Annotated in this window: 17 protein-coding genes, 1 tRNA gene and 1 pseudogene; 9 read left to right on the plus strand and 10 right to left on the minus strand. The window is 57.4% G+C overall.

The features are described 5' to 3' along the window. Positions 1-20: 20 nt before the first annotated feature. The 4 genes from lpxD to ACVWXW_RS03000 all read right to left on the minus strand — a co-directional run bounded on the left by lpxD (position 21) and on the right by ACVWXW_RS03000 (position 4836). The gene (gene lpxD, locus ACVWXW_RS02985) at positions 21-1112 is read right to left on the minus strand and encodes a UDP-3-O-(3-hydroxymyristoyl)glucosamine N-acyltransferase (protein WP_457402744.1); all 1092 of its coding nucleotides are present in this window, start codon (positions 1110-1112) and stop codon (positions 21-23) included. Between the two features lie 294 nt (positions 1113-1406). Next, the gene (locus ACVWXW_RS02990) at positions 1407-1925 is read right to left on the minus strand and encodes a DUF4330 domain-containing protein (protein ID WP_414421748.1); all 519 of its coding nucleotides are present in this window, start codon (positions 1923-1925) and stop codon (positions 1407-1409) included. A 66-nt stretch (positions 1926-1991) separates the two neighbouring features. Then, positions 1992-3515, minus strand: coding sequence for a hypothetical protein (locus tag ACVWXW_RS02995; protein ID WP_457402703.1), 1524 nt, complete (start codon positions 3513-3515; stop codon positions 1992-1994). A 58-nt stretch (positions 3516-3573) separates the two neighbouring features. Beyond that, complete coding sequence (locus tag ACVWXW_RS03000; protein WP_457402704.1) at positions 3574-4836, minus strand: class I SAM-dependent methyltransferase; 1263 nt, start codon at positions 4834-4836, stop codon at positions 3574-3576. Between the two features lie 85 nt (positions 4837-4921). Here ACVWXW_RS03000 and ACVWXW_RS03005 point away from each other — a divergent pair, with 85 nt between their 5' ends. Together ACVWXW_RS03005 and ACVWXW_RS03010 are read left to right on the plus strand one after the other, a co-directional pair. Further along, positions 4922-5740, plus strand: a complete 819-nt coding sequence (locus ACVWXW_RS03005; RefSeq protein ID WP_457402706.1) for a hypothetical protein — start codon at positions 4922-4924, stop codon at positions 5738-5740. A gap of 327 nt (positions 5741-6067) precedes the next feature. After that, positions 6068-7045, plus strand: a complete 978-nt coding sequence (locus tag ACVWXW_RS03010) for a PspA/IM30 family protein (protein ID WP_011432908.1) — start codon at positions 6068-6070, stop codon at positions 7043-7045. Between the two features lie 70 nt (positions 7046-7115). Here the strand turns inward: ACVWXW_RS03010 and ACVWXW_RS03015 are convergent, their stop codons facing one another. Beyond that, on the minus strand, positions 7116-7871 hold the full coding sequence (locus ACVWXW_RS03015; RefSeq protein WP_457402708.1) for a 5'-methylthioadenosine/adenosylhomocysteine nucleosidase: 756 nt from the start codon (positions 7869-7871) through the stop codon (positions 7116-7118). A 221-nt stretch (positions 7872-8092) separates the two neighbouring features. On the opposite strand from ACVWXW_RS03015, the gene ACVWXW_RS03020 reads away from it, so the two are divergent. From ACVWXW_RS03020 to nuoK, 5 genes are all read left to right on the plus strand, one after another. Beyond that, positions 8093-8557: a YbjN domain-containing protein gene (locus ACVWXW_RS03020; protein ID WP_414328810.1), complete on the plus strand. Its 465-nt coding sequence runs from the start codon at positions 8093-8095 to the stop codon at positions 8555-8557. 17 nt (positions 8558-8574) lie between these two features. Next, on the plus strand, positions 8575-9306 hold the full coding sequence (locus ACVWXW_RS03025) for a lipoyl protein ligase domain-containing protein (RefSeq protein WP_457402709.1): 732 nt from the start codon (positions 8575-8577) through the stop codon (positions 9304-9306). A gap of 145 nt (positions 9307-9451) precedes the next feature. After that, positions 9452-10810 (plus strand): TPM domain-containing protein, encoded by a 1359-nt coding sequence (locus tag ACVWXW_RS03030; protein ID WP_457402711.1) that lies wholly within the window; start codon positions 9452-9454, stop codon positions 10808-10810. A gap of 119 nt (positions 10811-10929) precedes the next feature. Beyond that, positions 10930-11538, plus strand: coding sequence for an NADH-quinone oxidoreductase subunit J (locus ACVWXW_RS03035; protein WP_414342577.1), 609 nt, complete (start codon positions 10930-10932; stop codon positions 11536-11538). An 81-nt stretch (positions 11539-11619) separates the two neighbouring features. Then, on the plus strand, positions 11620-11925 hold the full coding sequence (gene nuoK / locus ACVWXW_RS03040) for an NADH-quinone oxidoreductase subunit NuoK (RefSeq protein WP_041437244.1): 306 nt from the start codon (positions 11620-11622) through the stop codon (positions 11923-11925). Positions 11926-12377: 452 nt separating this feature from the next. On the opposite strand, the gene ACVWXW_RS03045 is transcribed toward nuoK, so the two are convergent. Further along, complete coding sequence (locus ACVWXW_RS03045; RefSeq protein ID WP_011432900.1) at positions 12378-12812, minus strand: hypothetical protein; 435 nt, start codon at positions 12810-12812, stop codon at positions 12378-12380. 201 nt (positions 12813-13013) lie between these two features. Between ACVWXW_RS03045 and ACVWXW_RS03050 the strand changes: the two genes are divergently transcribed. Then, positions 13014-13087: transfer RNA gene (locus ACVWXW_RS03050), tRNA-Arg, on the plus strand. A 34-nt stretch (positions 13088-13121) separates the two neighbouring features. On the opposite strand, the gene ACVWXW_RS03055 is transcribed toward ACVWXW_RS03050, so the two are convergent. The 4 genes and pseudogenes from ACVWXW_RS03055 to ACVWXW_RS03070 form a co-directional block, all read right to left on the minus strand. Next, on the minus strand, positions 13122-13631 hold the full coding sequence (locus ACVWXW_RS03055; RefSeq protein WP_457398702.1) for a type IV pilin protein: 510 nt from the start codon (positions 13629-13631) through the stop codon (positions 13122-13124). A gap of 536 nt (positions 13632-14167) precedes the next feature. After that, positions 14168-14932, minus strand: a complete 765-nt coding sequence (locus tag ACVWXW_RS03060; protein WP_457402713.1) for an FAD binding domain-containing protein — start codon at positions 14930-14932, stop codon at positions 14168-14170. An 89-nt stretch (positions 14933-15021) separates the two neighbouring features. Next, the gene (locus tag ACVWXW_RS03065) at positions 15022-15453 is read right to left on the minus strand and encodes a DUF1818 family protein (protein ID WP_457402715.1); all 432 of its coding nucleotides are present in this window, start codon (positions 15451-15453) and stop codon (positions 15022-15024) included. A 46-nt stretch (positions 15454-15499) separates the two neighbouring features. Beyond that, a pseudogene (locus ACVWXW_RS03070) lies at positions 15500-15683 on the minus strand (hypothetical protein); the annotation flags it as partial. A gap of 138 nt (positions 15684-15821) precedes the next feature. Between ACVWXW_RS03070 and ACVWXW_RS03075 the strand changes: the two are divergent. Beyond that, a complete protein-coding gene (locus ACVWXW_RS03075) occupies positions 15822-17507 on the plus strand; it encodes a SpoIID/LytB domain-containing protein (protein WP_457402717.1) in 1686 nt (561 codons plus the stop codon). Positions 17508-17538 lie beyond the last annotated feature (31 nt).

Raw genomic sequence — 17538 nt, forward strand, 5'->3', positions numbered from 1 at the left:
GGAAGTTGACAAAGGAGGTTCTAGCTAGAGCATGTAGTTTCAGGATCCACGCCTACTTCGAGCATTTTTGCGTTGGGGGCTCTATCCGTGCTGTTCTGTTCCAGCTTGGCCACACGAGCTTCCAGCTTGCGCAAGGTACGTTGCAGCTCAGGCAAGTGCCGCTGGACGGCCATGCTCTTGCGCCATTCGGCAATGGGTTGGTGGGGGTAGCCGGCCACCGTTTGACCAGCAGGGATATCGCTGGTTACACCTGTCTGGGCGGCTACACGCACGCCATCGCCGATGTGAAGATGCCCGGCCAAGCCACATTGCCCGGCCAAAATGACATGGTGGCCCAATTGGGTACTGCCGGCAATGCCCACCTGAGCGATGATCAGGCAGTGGGATCCGGTGCGCACGCCGTGGCCAATTTGCACCAGATTGTCGATCTTGGTGCCCCGGCCAATGCGGGTTTCCCCAACAGCAGCCCGATCGATGGTGGTGTTGCTGCCCACATCTACGTTATCCTCTAGCACCACCCGTCCCGCTTGGAGCATGCGCCGCCAGGAGCCATCTGCCAGAGGAATGTGGCCAAAGCCGTCGTCGCCAATGACAGCGCCGCTGTGGATGAGGCAATCATCCCCAATCTCCGTGCGCTCGTGAATAACGCAGTTGGCGAAAAGCTGACACCGGGATCCAATCCGCACCTGGGGATAAATCGTGACATTGGGATGAATTTGGGTGTGGTCGCCAATTTTCACTCCCTCCATCACCACTGCGTGCGGCCCGATGGCCACCCCCTCCCCCAGCTCGACGCTGGGATCGATCACAGCGGTGGGGTGGATGCCAACGGGCAGGCGGTAGGGTTGGTAGAACAGCTCAATGGCCTGGGCAAAGAGCAGACGGGGATCCCTGCCCCGCAAGCAGGCAATGGAACAGGGCAAAGCCAGCCCTTCCTCCACGATGACGGCGCTGGCCTGGGTTTGCTCCAAGAGAGGTAGGTAGCGGGCCTCGCTGAGAAAGCTCAGCTCCCCTGGGCGAGCCTCCGCCAGGCTGGCCACGCTGTGAATTTCCAGGGTGGGATCCCCCTCGTAGGCACACCCCAATTTTTGGGCAATCTCCTGTAGCTGCATTGGGGTTGACATCCTGATACATTTACGCTGAACACTGCTGAACATCACTGTTCAACTATGCAGCGATAGCATTCTGTTTGTTTCCAAACAGAATGGCGGTATCCCGCAAAGCTTTGAGTAGAATACCCAAAGCGCAGTTTCCGTGTCGTCTTACTACCAATTTTCTGCTTTGCTTTGGCTACCATGTTGGCAGACTCGAAAGTAAACAGAAAGATCAACTGGTAGTAATCCGTACTGAACATGTTATACATTATTTTCAGTATAGTTGAGCTTATTATTGACTAGAGTCATGCTCTACGATTGCAGCAGCCGCACGTCCATCACGGTGCCGCGCAAGTTGTAGCCAAAGGTCTCTAGCTCTAGGGGAACACCGATTTTGACGCGATTGTTGCCCAGGACGATGCCATTCTCGGTGCGCTGGCCCCGCCCCCGCAAGGTAAACACCAGATCGAGGCGATAGGCTTCGGGATCGGGCAAGTTCTGCACCCGCCCATCGGGGAAAACCACCGGCACCGTGCGGCTGACATTTTCCACTCGCACCACCTCCACCTGGCCGTAGGGCTGGTTGCGGATGATCAGGTCAGCCTTCTGCCCCGCCTGAAAAGGTTCCATAGAGCGGCTGCTGACCCCGCGCACAATCATGTCCACTTCCACCGGCAGCGTGGGGCCACCTCCCACCTGGACGACACTGCCCGCCTGCCGACCCGGAAAGAACAAGACGGCGACAATGGCCACCACCACAATTGCCAGAGCTCCCAGATCCAAGAGGCTGACCTTTCCCAAAAGCCGCCCCTGCTCGTCAATGAGCCGCATATCACCTCTCCTCGCACACCCTGTCTTGATTCTAGGCAGGTTTGTTCTCCAAGTGGCTTTCCCGCTCTAGGGGATCCAAGCCAGCGTGCTGCTGCCCAGCAGTAGGCGGCGTTCCCGCCAGCGGTGCGAACCACTTTGTCCATCAGGAATGGGCAGCCCGTCCTGCAAATCCACCAACCACACTTGCGAGGCCATGATGGCTTGCCCGCTACGGCTAAGGGGAGCCGAGGGATCCGGGATCCCTGGGAACGGTTCCAAGAGCGTGTAGGCCAGCATGCGTCCATCCGGGGAAATGCTGAAGTCCAGATCGACGGGATAGGTGGCTCGAACCACCTCTATGGCGTTGCCTGCTTCAGTGCCGAGCGTTATCGCCAGCAGGCGGGGCGACTCGGTGTAGCTGGGGGAGTCCATCGCGACCTCGCCAACAGAATAATGCTCCGCACCGCTAACGTGAGAGACCTCACTGACCAAGGCGTAGAAGATGGGCGCCCGAGGGGAAAAAGCCCCTTTCAGGATGGATCCCTGGGTTCTCAAAATCTCCTCGCTGTTGCCGGTATTGCTGACGATGGAGAGGCTGCGGGTGTAGTCGGGATTGAAGCGCAGCAAAGCCCCGAAAGCCCCATCAGGGCGGATGGCTAAGGTTTGGCCGAACTGGGCTAGAAAGCTCTCCGCTGCCGCCCGTGGATGCAAGGGTACGATCCCCACCCCCTGTCCCTGCGAGATGAGCAGGCTGCTCTCATCGGGGCTAATGAAAAAATCTCCCCCCACCGCCGTATCCAGCTCTAGACGTTCAAAGGGATCCCGGCTCGTTTTCTGGATCCACAGCTCCGTCTGGACGGCAGCCATGGGATCCCGTTGCAGCGGGATCCGCTCTGCCACCACCAGTTCCCCCGTCGGCGAGACTTGGAAGCGCAGGTTTTGGTAACCCTGATGATCCAGCAGCAACAGCGAAGACAGATCCTCCAGATCCAGCCGGTACAGATCCTGGTGCTGTAGGTTGGTGGCCGTGGCGAAATAGTACACGAAGCGGCCATCGGCACTGGGCTGCATTTGGGTTACCTTGAGCCCAGCCGGAGTCAGCAGGGTAGCGGCTCCCGTCTCCAAATTGAACAGAAACATTCGCCCTCGCTGGGCAGGTTCGGTGCTGATCCCCAGCAACTGCCGATCCGGCGTGCGGAATTCCCCCTCAAAGGGCTGGGCCATGGGCTGGCCCCGTTCATCCACGGCTGCCTGCAGGCGCACCCGGTAGGTCTGGCCGTAAGGGGCTGGTTCTGTCAGCGTCCAAAAAAAGCGGCGACCCAGCTTGCGCATTCGGCCTGGCAGAGGGGGCTGGATCTCCAAATGCTCTTCAACACTGACGGGATCCATCGGGCGGTTGAAGGTGAGCACCATCTGCACTTCTTGCGCCCCCACCCGTTGCTGTTGCCAGTTAAAGTCCCGCACGTAAGGAGCTGTGTGGTTGCCCAACACCACCAGGATCACCCCGATGGCCAGGTTGCAGAGGGTAATCCGGGCAACCCAGCGATCCAGAGGCTGTGGGAACCACCGCGTCAGGGTTGCGCGCCAGTAAGATCCCGACCGGGCAGACATCTGACTCATAGGTTACAAACAACAGACAGGTATGGGCAGCCAGAACTTGGGGAGCTGCCTATTGCAGCATCAAAAAAAGAAAGTCTTCTAGGTTGGTTAGGAAGGTCAGCACCTCAGCGGTTGTTCGTTCTTCATCTGGGGATCCCAACTGGACGGCCTGTTGAATCAGCTCTCGAACCGGCGTTGGCCCTTGGAGCAGTGGCGCCAACCAGCTCACGTTCTCGGCAGGGATGCTGATCCGCCCGTGGGTGGCTCCTGTCCACTGCATTTCGTAGGGCCGCTTCTCTTGCAGGGCTTTGCTGTACTCCTGGCGAAAGCGGAGGTTGTCCATCAACAGGGGATTGAATTGTACGGATCCCGACAGCCAATCTTCGTCGCTCCAGGGCAGCACCGGCGAAGAGCCGGCATGCTCCGCCCAAAAGTCGATGAGGCGATGGACAGGGCGAAGGAGTTCATACAGATGCAGCCGCTCCATGATGCTGAGGGTTGCCAACCGCTGCCGCACAAACTCAGGCACCTCTTTAAACAAAGACTCCACCGACCAGTCGGGCCTATCCACCAAGCTCAAAAAGCTCAACCCCGCCTGCTGCAACATGCGAAACAGGTCGGGGATCGTGAACCCCTTGTCGTTGGAGAGTAGGTAATTATTCATAATGGCCGCATCTTCGGCATAGTTGGCCGGGTTCCAGAGCACCGCCTGGGCCACTTCTTCCCGAAGGGATCCCATAAACTCCCGCACATTTTGCGCCCCTACAGCCGGTGGAACGTCAAATTGGCCCACTTTTTGAAAGGCTTCCTGCAAGCGGAAAAACACCTGCCGTTGGTGGCGGCTGTGGAGATTGGCCCGGATGATGCCATCGGGCTTGAGGACATTTTTCATGGCCCGCAGGCCCTCGGTGGGATCCTCCAGCAAATACAAAACATCATTGAGGCTAATGAAATCAAACTGGATCCCCAGACGCTCCAGCTCCAGCAGATTGAGGACATAAAACTCGGCATCTGCGAAGCCGTGGTGGCGCAGGCGTTCCTCGGTAAGCTTGACCGAAGCAGGAGACAGATCACAGGCAACGATCTGGGCCCCTGGATTGGCCTCGGCCATCATCAACGTTTCCCAACCGGAGCCACAGCCGGCATTCAACAACACCTTGCCCTCTGGCGGGACGATGGTATGGGTGCGCAGGTACTGAGCCGTGGTATAGCTCATCTTGAACATCTCCGGCAGGGCATTGCGAGCCGTCTGCGAGAGGGGCACATTGGGGTAGGGCAGAGCCTCGTAAAGGCTCAAGGCTCGTTCCGAAGCGGAGAGGGCAGAGCTGGCCATGGGCAGGGGAAAGGCTCAACGGTTCAACTTATGATTGAGTGTAGCCCTGTTCGCGACAGCCTCAGGGATCCGCAAAAAACTTGCCATGGCTACTGCTTCCTTGCCCCGTCGTCGCTCTCGCTTCTCCCTGGCAGGCACTCTGGCCGCCGTTGGGGGGGCGTTTCTGTGTGGGATCCTGGTGGTGCGGCTGCAGTTGCCGATGCTGGAGCGGATCAATCTGGGAGAATTGGAAAATGCCGAGGCCCGCAAAAACCGCAACATTGCCCTGGCCAATACGCTGGGGTGGCTGGGCTACCGTAACTTGGGGGCTTCCTGGCTGTGGCTGGAGCTGATCCAGTACTACGGGGATGCACCGGCTCGCACCCAGACTGGCTATGGCCTGGCCTACGACTACTTCGATCACATGCTGCGGCTGGATCCCCGTTTCTTCTTGGGCTACCGGCTCTCCAGTTTGGTGTTGGCCTATCGGGCCGGCCAGCCGGAAAAAGCCGTCGAGATTTTGGATCGCGGCCTGCAGCAGTTCAACCCCCAAAACAACCCTGACGCCTGGCGACTTTATGTGGATCGCGCCCTACTTAACTTTATGTTTCTGGGGGACGCGGAAGCGGGCCGCAATGACTACTACCAAGCTGCTGCCTGGCGAGAGCAGGTGGGCCTGCCTGGAGATGAATTTCGTCAACTAGGAGATAACATCGCCCGCAGTCCTCTCAGCCGCCGTGTCCAATTCGATGTTTGGCTGAGCGTGTATAACTCCACCACCGACCGGGATACCCGCCTGTTTGTCTTGGAACAACTGGTCCAGTTGGGTACCGTGCTGCAAACGCTGCCTACGGGGGAGATCGAGATCCTGCCCCCTCCTCTGCCCGACTTCCCCGACGAAGAACCCTATCGCTTGCGCCTGTGATTTGATCCGGGGGACAAAGATTGCGCCTTAGGGCTGTGACGTTGCCCCAAAAGGTGAGCTAAACTCTAACCCAAATTAAGCCAACCCAACGGGCCGACTCTTCAAGAGCCGCAGCTTTCCGCTGGAATCCGCTGGAAAAGTTTGCCTCTCTCACGTGGAGAGTAGCTGGCCCTGCTGACTTTGCAATGAGAAATTGCAATGCGAAAACAGTGGCCAGCCCCGTAGCAAGTCCTGGAGACGGTCTGGGGTTCCGGTTGGTTCCCGAAACTTCCCTATCTTATTATTTCTTAACTTTTGTTCTTGTTCTGCACAATAGGAGTGACCCCCATGACCTCAAGAACTTCCCTTCTGATGACTGTGGCTGTCCTTTCGGGCAGTTGGCTTGTTCTTCCAGCGGCAGCACAATCTTCCGGGACGGCCCGGGTGCGGTCGGTGGTAGATGGGGACACCTTTTGGGCGGACTTGAACGGCAGGCCAACCCGTTTCCGTCTGGCCTATGTGGATGCGCCGGAGCTGACCCAAGGGCGCTGGGGGCGGCTATCCCAAGAGGCTCTGCAAAACTTGCTCCCGACGGGATCCCTGGTGCAGGTGGATACCCTCTATGTCACACCGGAAGGGCTTCACATTGCCCAGGTGTACAACGCCGATGGTTTGGTGAATTTGGAGATGTTGCGCCAGGGTCAGGCGGTGGTTTACGAGCGCTTTTTGCACGGGGCCAATCGGCAACGCTACCTAGAAGCCCAAGAGGCGGCCCAAGCGGCGCGGTTAGGCTTCTGGCAGCAACGCAATCCGGTGATGCCTTGGGAGTTTCGGGAGACGGCCACGCAAACCTCGGCCTTTGCGGGGGTCAATGTTTTGGATGGTTCTTTGATTCGTGAAAATCCGGCGGCGGCTGCGGGTGTGGGGATTGCTACTGCGGTGGTGATGGTGGGTCTGAGCAAGGTGCTGTGGAGAAAGCCCAGCCGACAGAGGGTGAGCATCCGGCAGATGGAGCGGGATCTGAAACAATTGCAGCGCAGCCTGACCACAACCCTGGCCAGTCGCAAGCAACTGGAACGGCGGTACGACGAAATTTTGCAAAAGGCCGAAGATTGGTTTGTCAGGGCTGAGAAAGCCAGCCAACAGAACCAGGATGACCTTGCCCGCGAGGCTTTGGTTCGGCGCAACCAGCACATGAGCGCAGCAGAAGCGGTTCGCAAATCTTTGGATGAAGTTGAAGCACAGGTGGCAACCCTTCGCGAAGGCATTTCCCGCCTGGAAAGCCAGATCTCGATGGCCAAGCTGGAGCGGGAGATGAACAACTGACGCGAACGCAACCATGCCCAACTCCTCTTTTGCGTCTTTTGCGCTAGAGGAGGGGATCTGCGCACTTGGGCTAAGGCAAGGAGGGGGGCAGGTTTTGCAGGATGGTGCGGACAACTGCTGCTGAGTTGAGCGCTGCTGTTTGAAAAAAGCTCAAGAAATCCGTATCGTCCCCTGCATCGCTAACCGAGCGCACCAGCAAACAAGGGATCCCGGCTTCTTGCGCTACTCGCACCACGGCTGCCCCCTCCATCTCCACCACCAAAGCGCCGGTGCGTTCTCGGATTTGTCGGCGTAGGTCTGCGTCGGCCACAAACACATCGCCGGTGGCCACCAAGCCTTGATGAATGACGGGATCCCGGCCTTGTAGGGGGTGGAGAGGGATCCGCTCGGGATGGGCCACAATCAGGTCGTAGAGGGCGCTATCGGCCTCGGCCAGTGGGTGGCGCAGCTCTGGGATAAAGTCGATCCCCAAGACAAAGCCCTCGGGTCGTCCGGTGCCAAAGTCGTGCTCGATCGCCGCATGGGCCAGCACCACATCTCCCATGTGCAGGTGATCGGCCAAGGCCCCGGCCACACCGGTAAAAATGATCCCCTGCAAAGGGAAATGGGCCACCAACAAAGCCGCTGTGGTTGCCGCCCGCACCTTGCCCACCCCACCTTGTACCACCACCACCGGTTGCCCCGACAGGGATCCCTGGTGGAACTGTCGCCCCAGATGGGTATGGATGGAGCAGGTTTCCATTGCTGCGGTGAGCATGGCCACTTCCTCGGGCAGGGCTCCAAGAATACCAATGGCTTTCTGGGGGAGATGAGATGGAGATTCCATAGAGCTTCCCTCAGGTTCTTCGAAAGACTTTTGAACAGGCTCTCTCTCCAGTTGGCGGGGGGGATCGCTTGCCCTCACCTGTCCGGCCACTTAGTGAACCATTGCCAACGGTTTCATTCTCGCCTGAGTTGAGGATCCCAAAGCGATGACCGGATAGGTCGGAGTCTTAGGCGGTATAGCGGTATAGTTGAGGTGGTTGGATAGGGAATAGGGGAAAGATCATGGTTTACAGTGAGCCGCTCATGAGCACCTTTAACCCTTCGCCAGAGGTTTTTCCAGAGCCCCTTCGCTGCGTTGAGGTTGTCTCGGCGGTGGTTTCCAGCCTCAAAGAGGATGCGGCCTACGAAAACCATGAGCAAGGTCACACCTGGAAATTCACCTACGGCACGGCAGAAGTGTTCGTCCATCTGAGCGGCGAATCGCCAGAAGACACTCTTTTGGTATGGTCTCCCGTTCTCTCTCTGCCGGTGGCAGAACCGGCCAAGCTGATGCAGAAGCTCCTGGAGAAGAATTGGAGCGACACCCTAGAGGCGCGCTTTTGCATCTGGAACAACCAGGTGGTGCTGAACCACTACCGCACCTTGGAAGGGATCACAGCGGGCGAAATTTCCCGGGCCATCACCATTGTGGCCAGCTTGGCCGATGAATACGATGAGCCCCTCCAGGCCGAGTTTCCCAAAGTTTAGGGTCTGGCTTTGCCGGGATGGGATCCCAGGGATACTGGCTCCCCTACCGCGTGGCCTCTGGGGCCCGGCAAATGGAGCAGGATGCCTGGCTTCTGCAGCGGCTGCGCCATGACCCTCACCCCTGCCTGCGCTTTTATGGCTGGGATCGGCTCACCCTCTCGCTGGGGCGGCACCAGGTTTGGCCAGATCCCCTGCCAGGGATCCCGATTGTGCGCCGACCCACGGGGGGAAGGGCGGTGCTCCATCAGGCGGCTGAGGATGCAGCAGAGCTGACCTACAGCTTGGTGTTGCCCCTTTCTTACTTGCAAGCCAGGTTGCCCAGTTTGCAGCGGGCCTGGGTGTACGACTTCTGCTGCCGCTTTTGGGTGCAGGGGTTGGCGGAGCTGGGTATTGCCATAGATGGGCCTGCTTTTGCTCGCGGCCAAGGCCACCAAGATCCCGGCTACCGCAACAAGACCAGTTGCTTTGCCTCCCGTACCCGTGCTGACTTGAGCTGGCAGGGCAAAAAGCTGATGGGCAACGCCCAACTGTGGCAACCTTGGGGGATCCTGCAACAGGGATCCCTCCTATTGCAACCCAATCTAGAGCTGTGGGAACGGTATCTGCCCGGCTCGCAGGTGATTGGTATCTACGACATTTGCCCCACGGCGCCAGGGATCCCTGCTTTGATCGAACATTTTCTCCAGGCCGCCCGGGAGTGCTTTGAAGTGGAATGGCAAGAAGAAGCCTGGCTCCCTTGGCCGGACTGAGGGCCGGTTGCTGTTAACAATTACTAGCAACAAGAAGCGGCTTGTCTCAACCGTTCCCCAACTCCCCTCTCTCCCTGGGAAAAGGACTGCCAGTCTAGCCGAGACAGCTGTGCTAGAACCTAGGCAGCGCTCAGCCAGGTAAGCCATGCCGAAAGTTTGGGCGGCAGTTTTGCTAGTTGTATCCCTGCTGCCGCAGCCCGCTTGGGCCATTACCCTTGAACAAGTGCCCAACCCCCGCCGTCAGTATGGAGGGTGGGTTTCCGATACCGCCAACATCCTCAGCAGCAGCACCGAAAACGAGCTCAACCGTCTTATCACTCAGCTTGAGCAGCGCACCAGTGCCGAGATGGCAGTGGTTACCGTGCCGAATACTCAGGGATATGCAACACCAAAAGACTTCACCACGCAGCTATTTAACTACTGGGGGATCGGCAAGGCAGGCCAAAACAACGGGGTTTTGTTTCTCATCTCGGTAGGGGATCGGCGGGTGGAAATCGAAACGGGCAGGGGCCTGGTCGCTATCCTCCCCGACAGCCGAGTCCAGCAGATTATCGACCAGCAGATCCTGCCTCGGTTTCGCAATGGGGATTTTGATGGCGGCACTCTGGCGGGGGTGCGGCAGTTGACCTCGGTGTTGCAGGGCCAGCCCGTTGCAAATGTTCCTGCGGCAGCTTCTGGAGTTACCACCTCAACGATTGCAACTTCTTCTGGGGCAGTGGCCCAGGGCATTGATTCTTCCCTGGTGGAAGGGATCCTGCTGCTGCTGGGGATCATCATTTTGGGACTGGGGTGGCAGCGCTCTCGCATGCCCGTCTCTCTAAGGGCTGAGCGAGGGGGAAGACAAGTCCTCTCCCTGACACGCAGAGATCCAAGAACAGGTGCTGTGCTCTCTTCGGTTCAGAGCGACCCCATTCGTCTCTTCCTCTATTCGGGATCCCTCTGCCTTGGCGTGTTCCTAGGATTGTCCAGCGGCAACTGGCTGGGGTTCGCTCTGCCGGTTGTGGCTGCTATGGCCACTGACGGCACCTTGGGCCGGAAGCGTGGGATCCCTTTTCAGCCAGTGGTCTGTCAAGCCTGTGGTCGACCCATGCGACTCATCCAGCCCCAGCTTCTGGATAAGTACCTTCCCCAAGAGCATCGCCTGGCCAGGAGCCGCGGCAGAGCTCGCTACTACGGCTGGTTTTGTCCTACCTGTCAAGGAATAGCTGTGGTTGTGCGCGAAGGCACGCTCTCCCGACACCTTTACTGCCCTCGGTGCCAAGCCCTCACTTTGGATCTCTCCACGGAGATCCTTGTGGAGGCTACCTATTCCCAGAGCGGTTTGAAGCGGGAAATCTTTAGCTGCCCTTTGTGCTCCTACCGCACTGAGCGAGAGGTGGTCATCCCCGAGCTCAGCCACACAAGCGATCGCGACACAAGCGATTGGCACACAAACGATAGCAGCAGAGATTCAGACTTCGGTGGCGGCAGCAGCGGAGGTGGCGGAGCGGGCGGCAGTTGGTGAGACCCAACTCTAGAGATTTCTCTATCGATCTGAAAAAGGAGTCGGGCTTCTCTTAAATCCGCCAGGACAGTACAGTGGTAAGGGAGCAGCAATAGAAACTGGCTAAGGACGGATCTCTCATGACCCTCGGAGAAGGCGTACAACTGGTTACGTTTGTGGTGCTATCGGCGATGGCCATTGGCTTCGCGCTAGGCGTGGTTTGGGCCCCCAGCATTGTCTATTCCGGTTTTCTGCTCGGGGGCGTTTTCCTGAGCATGGCCGGGTTGTATCTCCTCTTGAATGCCGATTTTGTGGCCGCAGCCCAAGTTCTGATCTACGTCGGCGCGGTTAATGTGTTGATCCTGTTTGCCATCATGTTGGTGAATCGGCGCTACACCTTTGCCCCCCTGAAGCTGGGCTGGCTGCGCAACGGAGTGACGGCAGTCGTGTGCTTGGGGTTGTTTGCCCTTCTGACGGCGATGGCCCTGAATACCCCCTGGCAGTTAGAGCCAATCCAACCCATGAGCAGTGTTTTGGTGATGGGTGGGCATTTCTTCAGGGAGTATCTGTTGCCTTTCGAGCTGGCCTCTATCCTGCTGTTGATGGCTCTGATCGGTGCTATTGTGCTGGCGCGTCGAGAGTTTGTCATTCCCCAAGCCGGAGAAGGGGATCTGAGCTTGCTGGAGCGGGCCCGACCCCAGCTTGAATCGGAGTCGGAACGGCAAGCAGAGCTGGTGAGCACCCGCTAAAGCTGACTGCTCTCGGCCATAAAACCTAGAGCTTTCCCGAGGCCCCTGTCATTGTGTATCTACATGGAGCTCATCGCGATGTTGCAACTGCAGTTTTTCTTGGTGGTGGCAGCGGTTCTTTTTTGTATTGGCATCTACGGCCTGATCGTCAGCCGCAATGCGATTCGCGTGCTGATGTCGATTGAGCTGATGCTCAATGCGGTGAACCTGAACTTCATGGCTTTCTCCAACTTTGTCGATTCAGCGATGATTCGCGGCCAGGTGTTCTCGGTGTTTGTCATCACTGTGGCGGCTGCCGAGGCCGCAGTGGGCTTGGCCATCGTGTTGGGGATCTACCGCAACCGCGCCACTATCGATATGGAGAGCTTCAACTTGCTTAAGTGGTAGCCTTTTTCCGTTGCTTATTTTGCATCAAGGCAAGGCTAGCAAGCTGAAGTCAAGTGAAGCCAGAATGCCTAAGTAAAGGAAAAGGATAGAGGGGTCAAGTGGTAATTTTTTCTGGGAAAAATAGGAGGGTGGCGAGAGATTGTAACCAGTATAGTCATTTTAAACAGGGATGAAACATTTCCGTTGTATTGCTTTCTAGCTCCCCTCTCCTCTGGGAGCGGTCACGGAGGCGAGGCGGAACGCTTGGGGAGTGTCCCAGTCTAGTTTGGAATGACTATAATTTGTAATTTTTTACAGAAAGAGGCGTTTTTCAAAAGCTGAGCTGGCACTTGTTCTCTCGTTTTAACAAGTTGGCCAGAAACTTCTTAAGCTTTCTCTACTCTGTAGGCACGCTCTTCTGGATCCAGCTGATCCAGCTAGACCAGGGCATGGGGTAAGACTACTCCAAGATCCTATTCTCCCTCGGGGGGTGCTGCCGCCTCAGAATCCAAAATGGCCCCTGCTCCGTAAGAGTCAATATCGATGGCCTGGGATCCACCGGCAGCCAACAGAGCCATCAGGGATCCCAACTGCCACCACACCAAGCCTGCCGTGCTCAACACTAGGATCCCACCGACGCAGGCGGCCAAGGCCATAGACAGGCCAAACACGTTCAGACACGCGGCCACAAACCCAGAGGTAAACAGGCAGCAGAGACTGTAGGTGAGGATCACCCCAGGAGTGCGGTAGCGAATTTGCGCTTGGCTATCCCGGTTGAGCTGCCAAAGGGCCACCTGGTATTCCAAATTGTCCTTGAAAATGATGCCAAAGATAACAGCAAAAAAGCTGAATAAGGCGATGGCAGAGTAAATGGGGGGATTGACGAAGGGATCAGAAAGGGATTCCATAGGGCTGACCTCGGTTTGGGATCCAAGTCCTTAGCTTAACACTTCTTAGCATCACAGAAGATGTCTAGCAGGTCAATGTCAACAACACAACCGATAACGCCAGACCCAGTTGGGGCATGATGAGAACTGGTCGGGTATCACCTCATCTGCAAAAGGGCTGTAATCTGAGATGGGGGCTAAGAGCAGTAGGATGTTCGACAAGGGGCTGTAGCTCAGATGGATAGAGCAAGCGCCTCCTAAGCGCTAGGTCGGCGGTTCAAGTCCGCCCAGTCCCGCTTCCTCAAGCCGCCAGACTCCTGCCTGGGCAGGTCAACGATAGAGGTTGCAGGAGTTGTGTAGGTTGTAGCCGGAGACCAAAACCTCTTGCTGGCGATCCCCAAGGCCGATGTCACAGCGCAGGGGATTCCCACCAGCAGCTGTGTAGGTGTGAGACTCCGTCATCCAACGCATGCCAGCTGGGCCAGGAGTGGGAGGAACAACTTCGGGGAGACGATAGTTGGGGGCTTGCCAGGGATCTTGCAGATAACGATCCCCTTGGATCCCTCCGAATTGAATATCGGCGTAGCTGGAAGGATAAACCGTAAAATCCATGCGGAAGATTTCTGAAGCGCGGCCAATGGTCGCCAAAGCTGTTTGGGCTTCAGCAACTCTGGAACGGCGAATGTGGTTAAGCAGGTTGGGAATGGCCACCGCGCAGAGAGTACCGACAATCACAATGACCACCAGCAACTCGATCAATGTCATGCCACGAGGAGCCGCAGTGGCCAGACGGAAAAGGATTCTCCTGAGATAGACTTCATGAAGGGAAAACCGATTCATGACAGCCTCAGCCCCACTTTGGGAGAAATCAGGCACCCGGCTAAACCCGAAGGATCTTGCCCTGGTATTCAAGCCTTTTCTTGGTCTCAGGTTACCCTTCGCAGACCCAAAACTTTCCTCATCAAATCATGTGAACTCCTGAATCCAAAACCCCACTGGATATCAACTGTAGGTAAATTTTTTGTAAACTGGCTTCAAGTTTTAAGGCCAGATAAATCTGAGTTCACTGTGAACTGTTTTCGCGGCTGTCTATGGGGTGACACTGCCAGTTGCTACTGCCCCAAACTTTTTATGTGTTACCCATTTTTGGAACAGCAACAGATGAATTTTTGCCTGTGGCTATCTCAATCCTATGGACGGGAATGTCAGACTTATGGTCATTTCGATTCAAACCGGGGCACTGACCCACGCCTAAAACCTTTACTTTCAGAGCGGCGGGAGCTTTGGCAGGATGAGTACGTTGTTCTCAGCCCCCTGTTGGGATGGGGCAATACCCCGATTAGCCCAAGATGTCTATACAGCGGCGAATCAATACCTCACTCATGCGTTGGCGGTAAAGGGCGCTGGCCCGAAAATCCGCGATCCAGCCGTGGGCTTGCTCTGCCAAAAGTTGGGGAAGATGTTCTGGATCGGGCCGGGATCCCATCTGGATCAGTTGTGGGGGTGAAAGGGCAGCATTGAGTCCGAAGCGATAATCGCCTGAGTCGGGATCGCGCGATCCGGCAACGATCACCAAGGCGGGATCCGTTTGGGTGATGCCGAGCCGCTGAAAGGTGCTGGGGCTGCGCAGGCGTTGGGCCGGGATCCAATCGCAAGGCTTCCCCCGGCTGCAGCAGAGTTTGTTGGGGGCCGGTTTGAAAGTCCTGAGCGGGGATGTGGCGCAGGGATCCCTGCAGATCGATCAGCGTGTAGGTGGCCTCAAGGGCGATCAACACGGGTGCTACGACACCGACACTCAGGGCCAGGCAGAGATTTCCCCCTATCGTTGCCAAGTGGGCCACCTTAAAAGAGGCCAAAGACGCCATTCCCTCGCACAGGGCGCGGATCCCTGGCCAATGGGGTGGCCAATCGTATTGCAACAGTTGCTGGAAGGTACAGGTTGCCCCCAGTTTTAACCCTTCTGCACTGATTTCCAGCTCGTTCCAGTCCAGAGGATGCAAATCGATCAGTCCCCGCAGGTGGGGTTGCGGCTGTGAGAAGAGCCAAGTCCCCCCGGCCAGCCAGTTCCAGCCGGGATCCCATGCGGTCAAGTCCTCAAGCTGTTGGGGACGAATGTAGGTGTGCAGATGGTGCAGATCCATCGGTTCTCTCAGGCGCTGAAGGGAATCAAGGGGTTGTAGCTTCGCCCCAAAAACCCTGGGCAGGGATCCAGACTGCAGGCTTCAGGGGGCTAGAGAGCTTCCTGAAAGCATTGGGCGAGGGCCTGGCATAGCTCAGGGACAACATCAGCAGGCCAAAAACCTTCTCCGCGCCGGCCTTGATGCAATTGCACGTAGAGGCCCCAGGCGGTGGCGCTGCCGCTGGCAATCAACGTCAAAGCAGGGCAAGTCTGCTCCAGCGTAATGCTCTCCTCCGCCATCAGTTGGGAGGCGATGGCCTCCATATCCTGCTGCAGGCGCTGCACCCCCTGCACAAACGCTTGCCACTCCTCCTGAGTGAGCTCCAGCGCCCAGGCTTCTCCCCCCACCAGCGCAACAAAAGGGGAACGGGTGGGATCCCAGCCCAGCCTCCAGCCGGATCCCTTGTGCAAAGAGGGGCGGCGTCCCGCCGTGGCGATTGGGAACCCGTCGTCGGGAACAGACATGCGAGGAAAAGCATCCATGGTGCTGATACATTTACGCTGAACACTGCTGAACATCACTGTTCAACTATGCAGCGATAGCATTCTGTTTGTTTCCAACCAGAATGGCGGTATCCCGCAAAGCTTTGAGTAGAATACCCAAAGCGCAGTTTCCGTGTCGTCTTACTACCAATTTTCTGCTTTGCTTTGGCTACCATGTTGGCAGACTCGAAAGTAAACAGAAAGATCAACTGGTAGTAATCCGTACTGAACATATTATACATTATTTTCAGTATAGTTGAGCTTATTATTGACTAGAGTCATGCTCCCCACCGCTAACGCAACCGCTGCAGGTAGGCCAAAAAAGATGGGGGTAAAATCGACAGGGTGTGTTTTAGGATAAAGCGGCCATGGCCAGTTGTCAGGCTCTCACTGCCAAACCCCGTCGGTTTTTAGGGGCTCCGTCCCGCTGGCGCAAACAGAGCACCCTCATTTCCGGCTTGGGCCTGTTGCTGGCGGCCTTAGCGCTCCATGCCGCCGACGCAACCGGAGTTCGTGAAGAGACCTTGGCCACGGCAGCCACCCCCGAAAACCCAATCCTGCATATAGGCATTTTGCAACGCTTTGGCCGTTCTGAGACGGATCAAGTGGAGCTGGCGGCGCCGACGGGATCCCTTCTCACCCTGGAATTCCCTCAAGCAGACGGCAGCACCCAGACCCAGCGAACGCCTCGGGTCAGCATCGGCATTGTCAATCGCGCCCTGACCACCCCGGAAACCGTATACCGTCTAATCCTCAGCAGCCACAAAAGCTTTGAGAGTGCCGAGGCCAATGCCAACCATTGGCAGTCTCTGGGCATCAGCACCGAGATCGCCCAGCCGCAAGAATGGCAGGTGTGGGCCAACCGCGCCTACACCCCGCAACAACTGGCCCAGATTCAGCAGTATGCCCAGAAAGAAGGGATCCCCCATGTGCGGCTCGAGGTGCAGGAGCGACGCGAACGGGCGGAGCTGAGCTGGGTTCATGAACACTTTCGCTACCACCGCACCCGCCTCAGGGTGACCTCTGATGCCGGCTATCTACGGGTGAACGACCACTACTATGCCGGATCCATCACCTTTCAGCCCAATGCCTACGGCAGCTACACTGTGGTCAATGCCGTGCCTCTGGAAACCTATTTGCGGGGGGTAGTTCCCCACGAGGTGGGGCCAGGGGCCCCTTTTGCCGCGATGGCCGCCCAGGCGATTTTGGCGCGCACCTACGCCCTCAAGAACCTCCACCGCTTTCAGGTTGACGATTATCAGCTCTGCGCCAATACCCATTGCCAGGTTTACAAGGGATTGACCGGAACTCACCCACGGGCAGACGAAGCCATTCGCCAGACCAGCGGCCTGGTGCTCACCTACAATGGCGAGCTGGTGGATGCTGTCTATTCCTCTACCAATGGCGGCATCTCGGCGGCCTTTGAAGATGTTTGGGACGGGGATCCGCGCCCCTACCTACGCCCGCAAGCGGATATTGCCCATCAACCGGGTAAGCCCCTGGATTTGCGGCAGGAGAGCAGCTTCCAGGCGTTTTTGGCCCAACGAGAGGGCTTCAACGAAGCAGGGGTATCCCGCCTATTCCGCTGGGAGTTCTCCCTATCTCTGGAGGAGCTGAACACCCAGTTGCGCGCCGGCCAAGACTACCTAGGGATCCCGATGCCCACCTGGAGCAGCATCGCGGGGATGCAGATCCTGGAGCGCTCCGCCAGTGGCCGGGTGCAGGTGATGCAATTGGACTTGCAGACGGCAGAAGGGATCCGCTCGATTCTTTTGCGCAAGGATCAGGTACGCTTGGCTTTTCCTCGCCTGTACAGCACCCTGTTTCGGATAGAGCCTCTGAAACAAGGGGAGCGATTGGCAGGCTATCGCTTCATCGGTGGCGGCTTCGGCCATGGGGTGGGCTTGAGCCAGTACGGCTCCTATACCCTGGCTCGGCAGGGGTTTAACGCGGCGCAAATCCTCGCTTTTTACTACCCCGGCACCACCTTGGCCCCGCTGGGATCCCTATCCTTGCAGTTGCCTGCCGCCTCAGCAGCCTACTCTATCCGCTAGAGGTTGGGTGAAAGTTATGGCCGTGAAGGGA

The sequence above is a fragment of the Thermostichus sp. MS-CIW-30 genome (assembly GCF_054058015.1).

Coding starts and splice junctions, on each gene's coding strand:
- lpxD (WP_457402744.1), bottom strand. CDS start 1,112: ATGCAGCTACAGGAGATTGCCCAAAAATTGGGGTGTGCCTACGAGGGG.
- ACVWXW_RS02990 (WP_414421748.1), bottom strand. CDS start 1,925: ATGCGGCTCATTGACGAGCAGGGGCGGCTTTTGGGAAAGGTCAGCCTC.
- ACVWXW_RS02995 (WP_457402703.1), bottom strand. CDS start 3,515: ATGTCTGCCCGGTCGGGATCTTACTGGCGCGCAACCCTGACGCGGTGG.
- ACVWXW_RS03000 (WP_457402704.1), bottom strand. CDS start 4,836: ATGGCCAGCTCTGCCCTCTCCGCTTCGGAACGAGCCTTGAGCCTTTAC.
- ACVWXW_RS03005 (WP_457402706.1), top strand. CDS start 4,922: ATGGCTACTGCTTCCTTGCCCCGTCGTCGCTCTCGCTTCTCCCTGGCA.
- ACVWXW_RS03010 (WP_011432908.1), top strand. CDS start 6,068: ATGACCTCAAGAACTTCCCTTCTGATGACTGTGGCTGTCCTTTCGGGC.
- ACVWXW_RS03015 (WP_457402708.1), bottom strand. CDS start 7,871: ATGGAATCTCCATCTCATCTCCCCCAGAAAGCCATTGGTATTCTTGGA.
- ACVWXW_RS03020 (WP_414328810.1), top strand. CDS start 8,093: ATGGTTTACAGTGAGCCGCTCATGAGCACCTTTAACCCTTCGCCAGAG.
- ACVWXW_RS03025 (WP_457402709.1), top strand. CDS start 8,575: ATGGGATCCCAGGGATACTGGCTCCCCTACCGCGTGGCCTCTGGGGCC.
- ACVWXW_RS03030 (WP_457402711.1), top strand. CDS start 9,452: ATGCCGAAAGTTTGGGCGGCAGTTTTGCTAGTTGTATCCCTGCTGCCG.
- ACVWXW_RS03035 (WP_414342577.1), top strand. CDS start 10,930: ATGACCCTCGGAGAAGGCGTACAACTGGTTACGTTTGTGGTGCTATCG.
- ACVWXW_RS03045 (WP_011432900.1), bottom strand. CDS start 12,812: ATGGAATCCCTTTCTGATCCCTTCGTCAATCCCCCCATTTACTCTGCC.
- ACVWXW_RS03055 (WP_457398702.1), bottom strand. CDS start 13,631: ATGAATCGGTTTTCCCTTCATGAAGTCTATCTCAGGAGAATCCTTTTC.
- ACVWXW_RS03060 (WP_457402713.1), bottom strand. CDS start 14,932: ATGGATCTGCACCATCTGCACACCTACATTCGTCCCCAACAGCTTGAG.
- ACVWXW_RS03065 (WP_457402715.1), bottom strand. CDS start 15,453: ATGGATGCTTTTCCTCGCATGTCTGTTCCCGACGACGGGTTCCCAATC.
- ACVWXW_RS03075 (WP_457402717.1), top strand. CDS start 15,822: ATGGCCAGTTGTCAGGCTCTCACTGCCAAACCCCGTCGGTTTTTAGGG.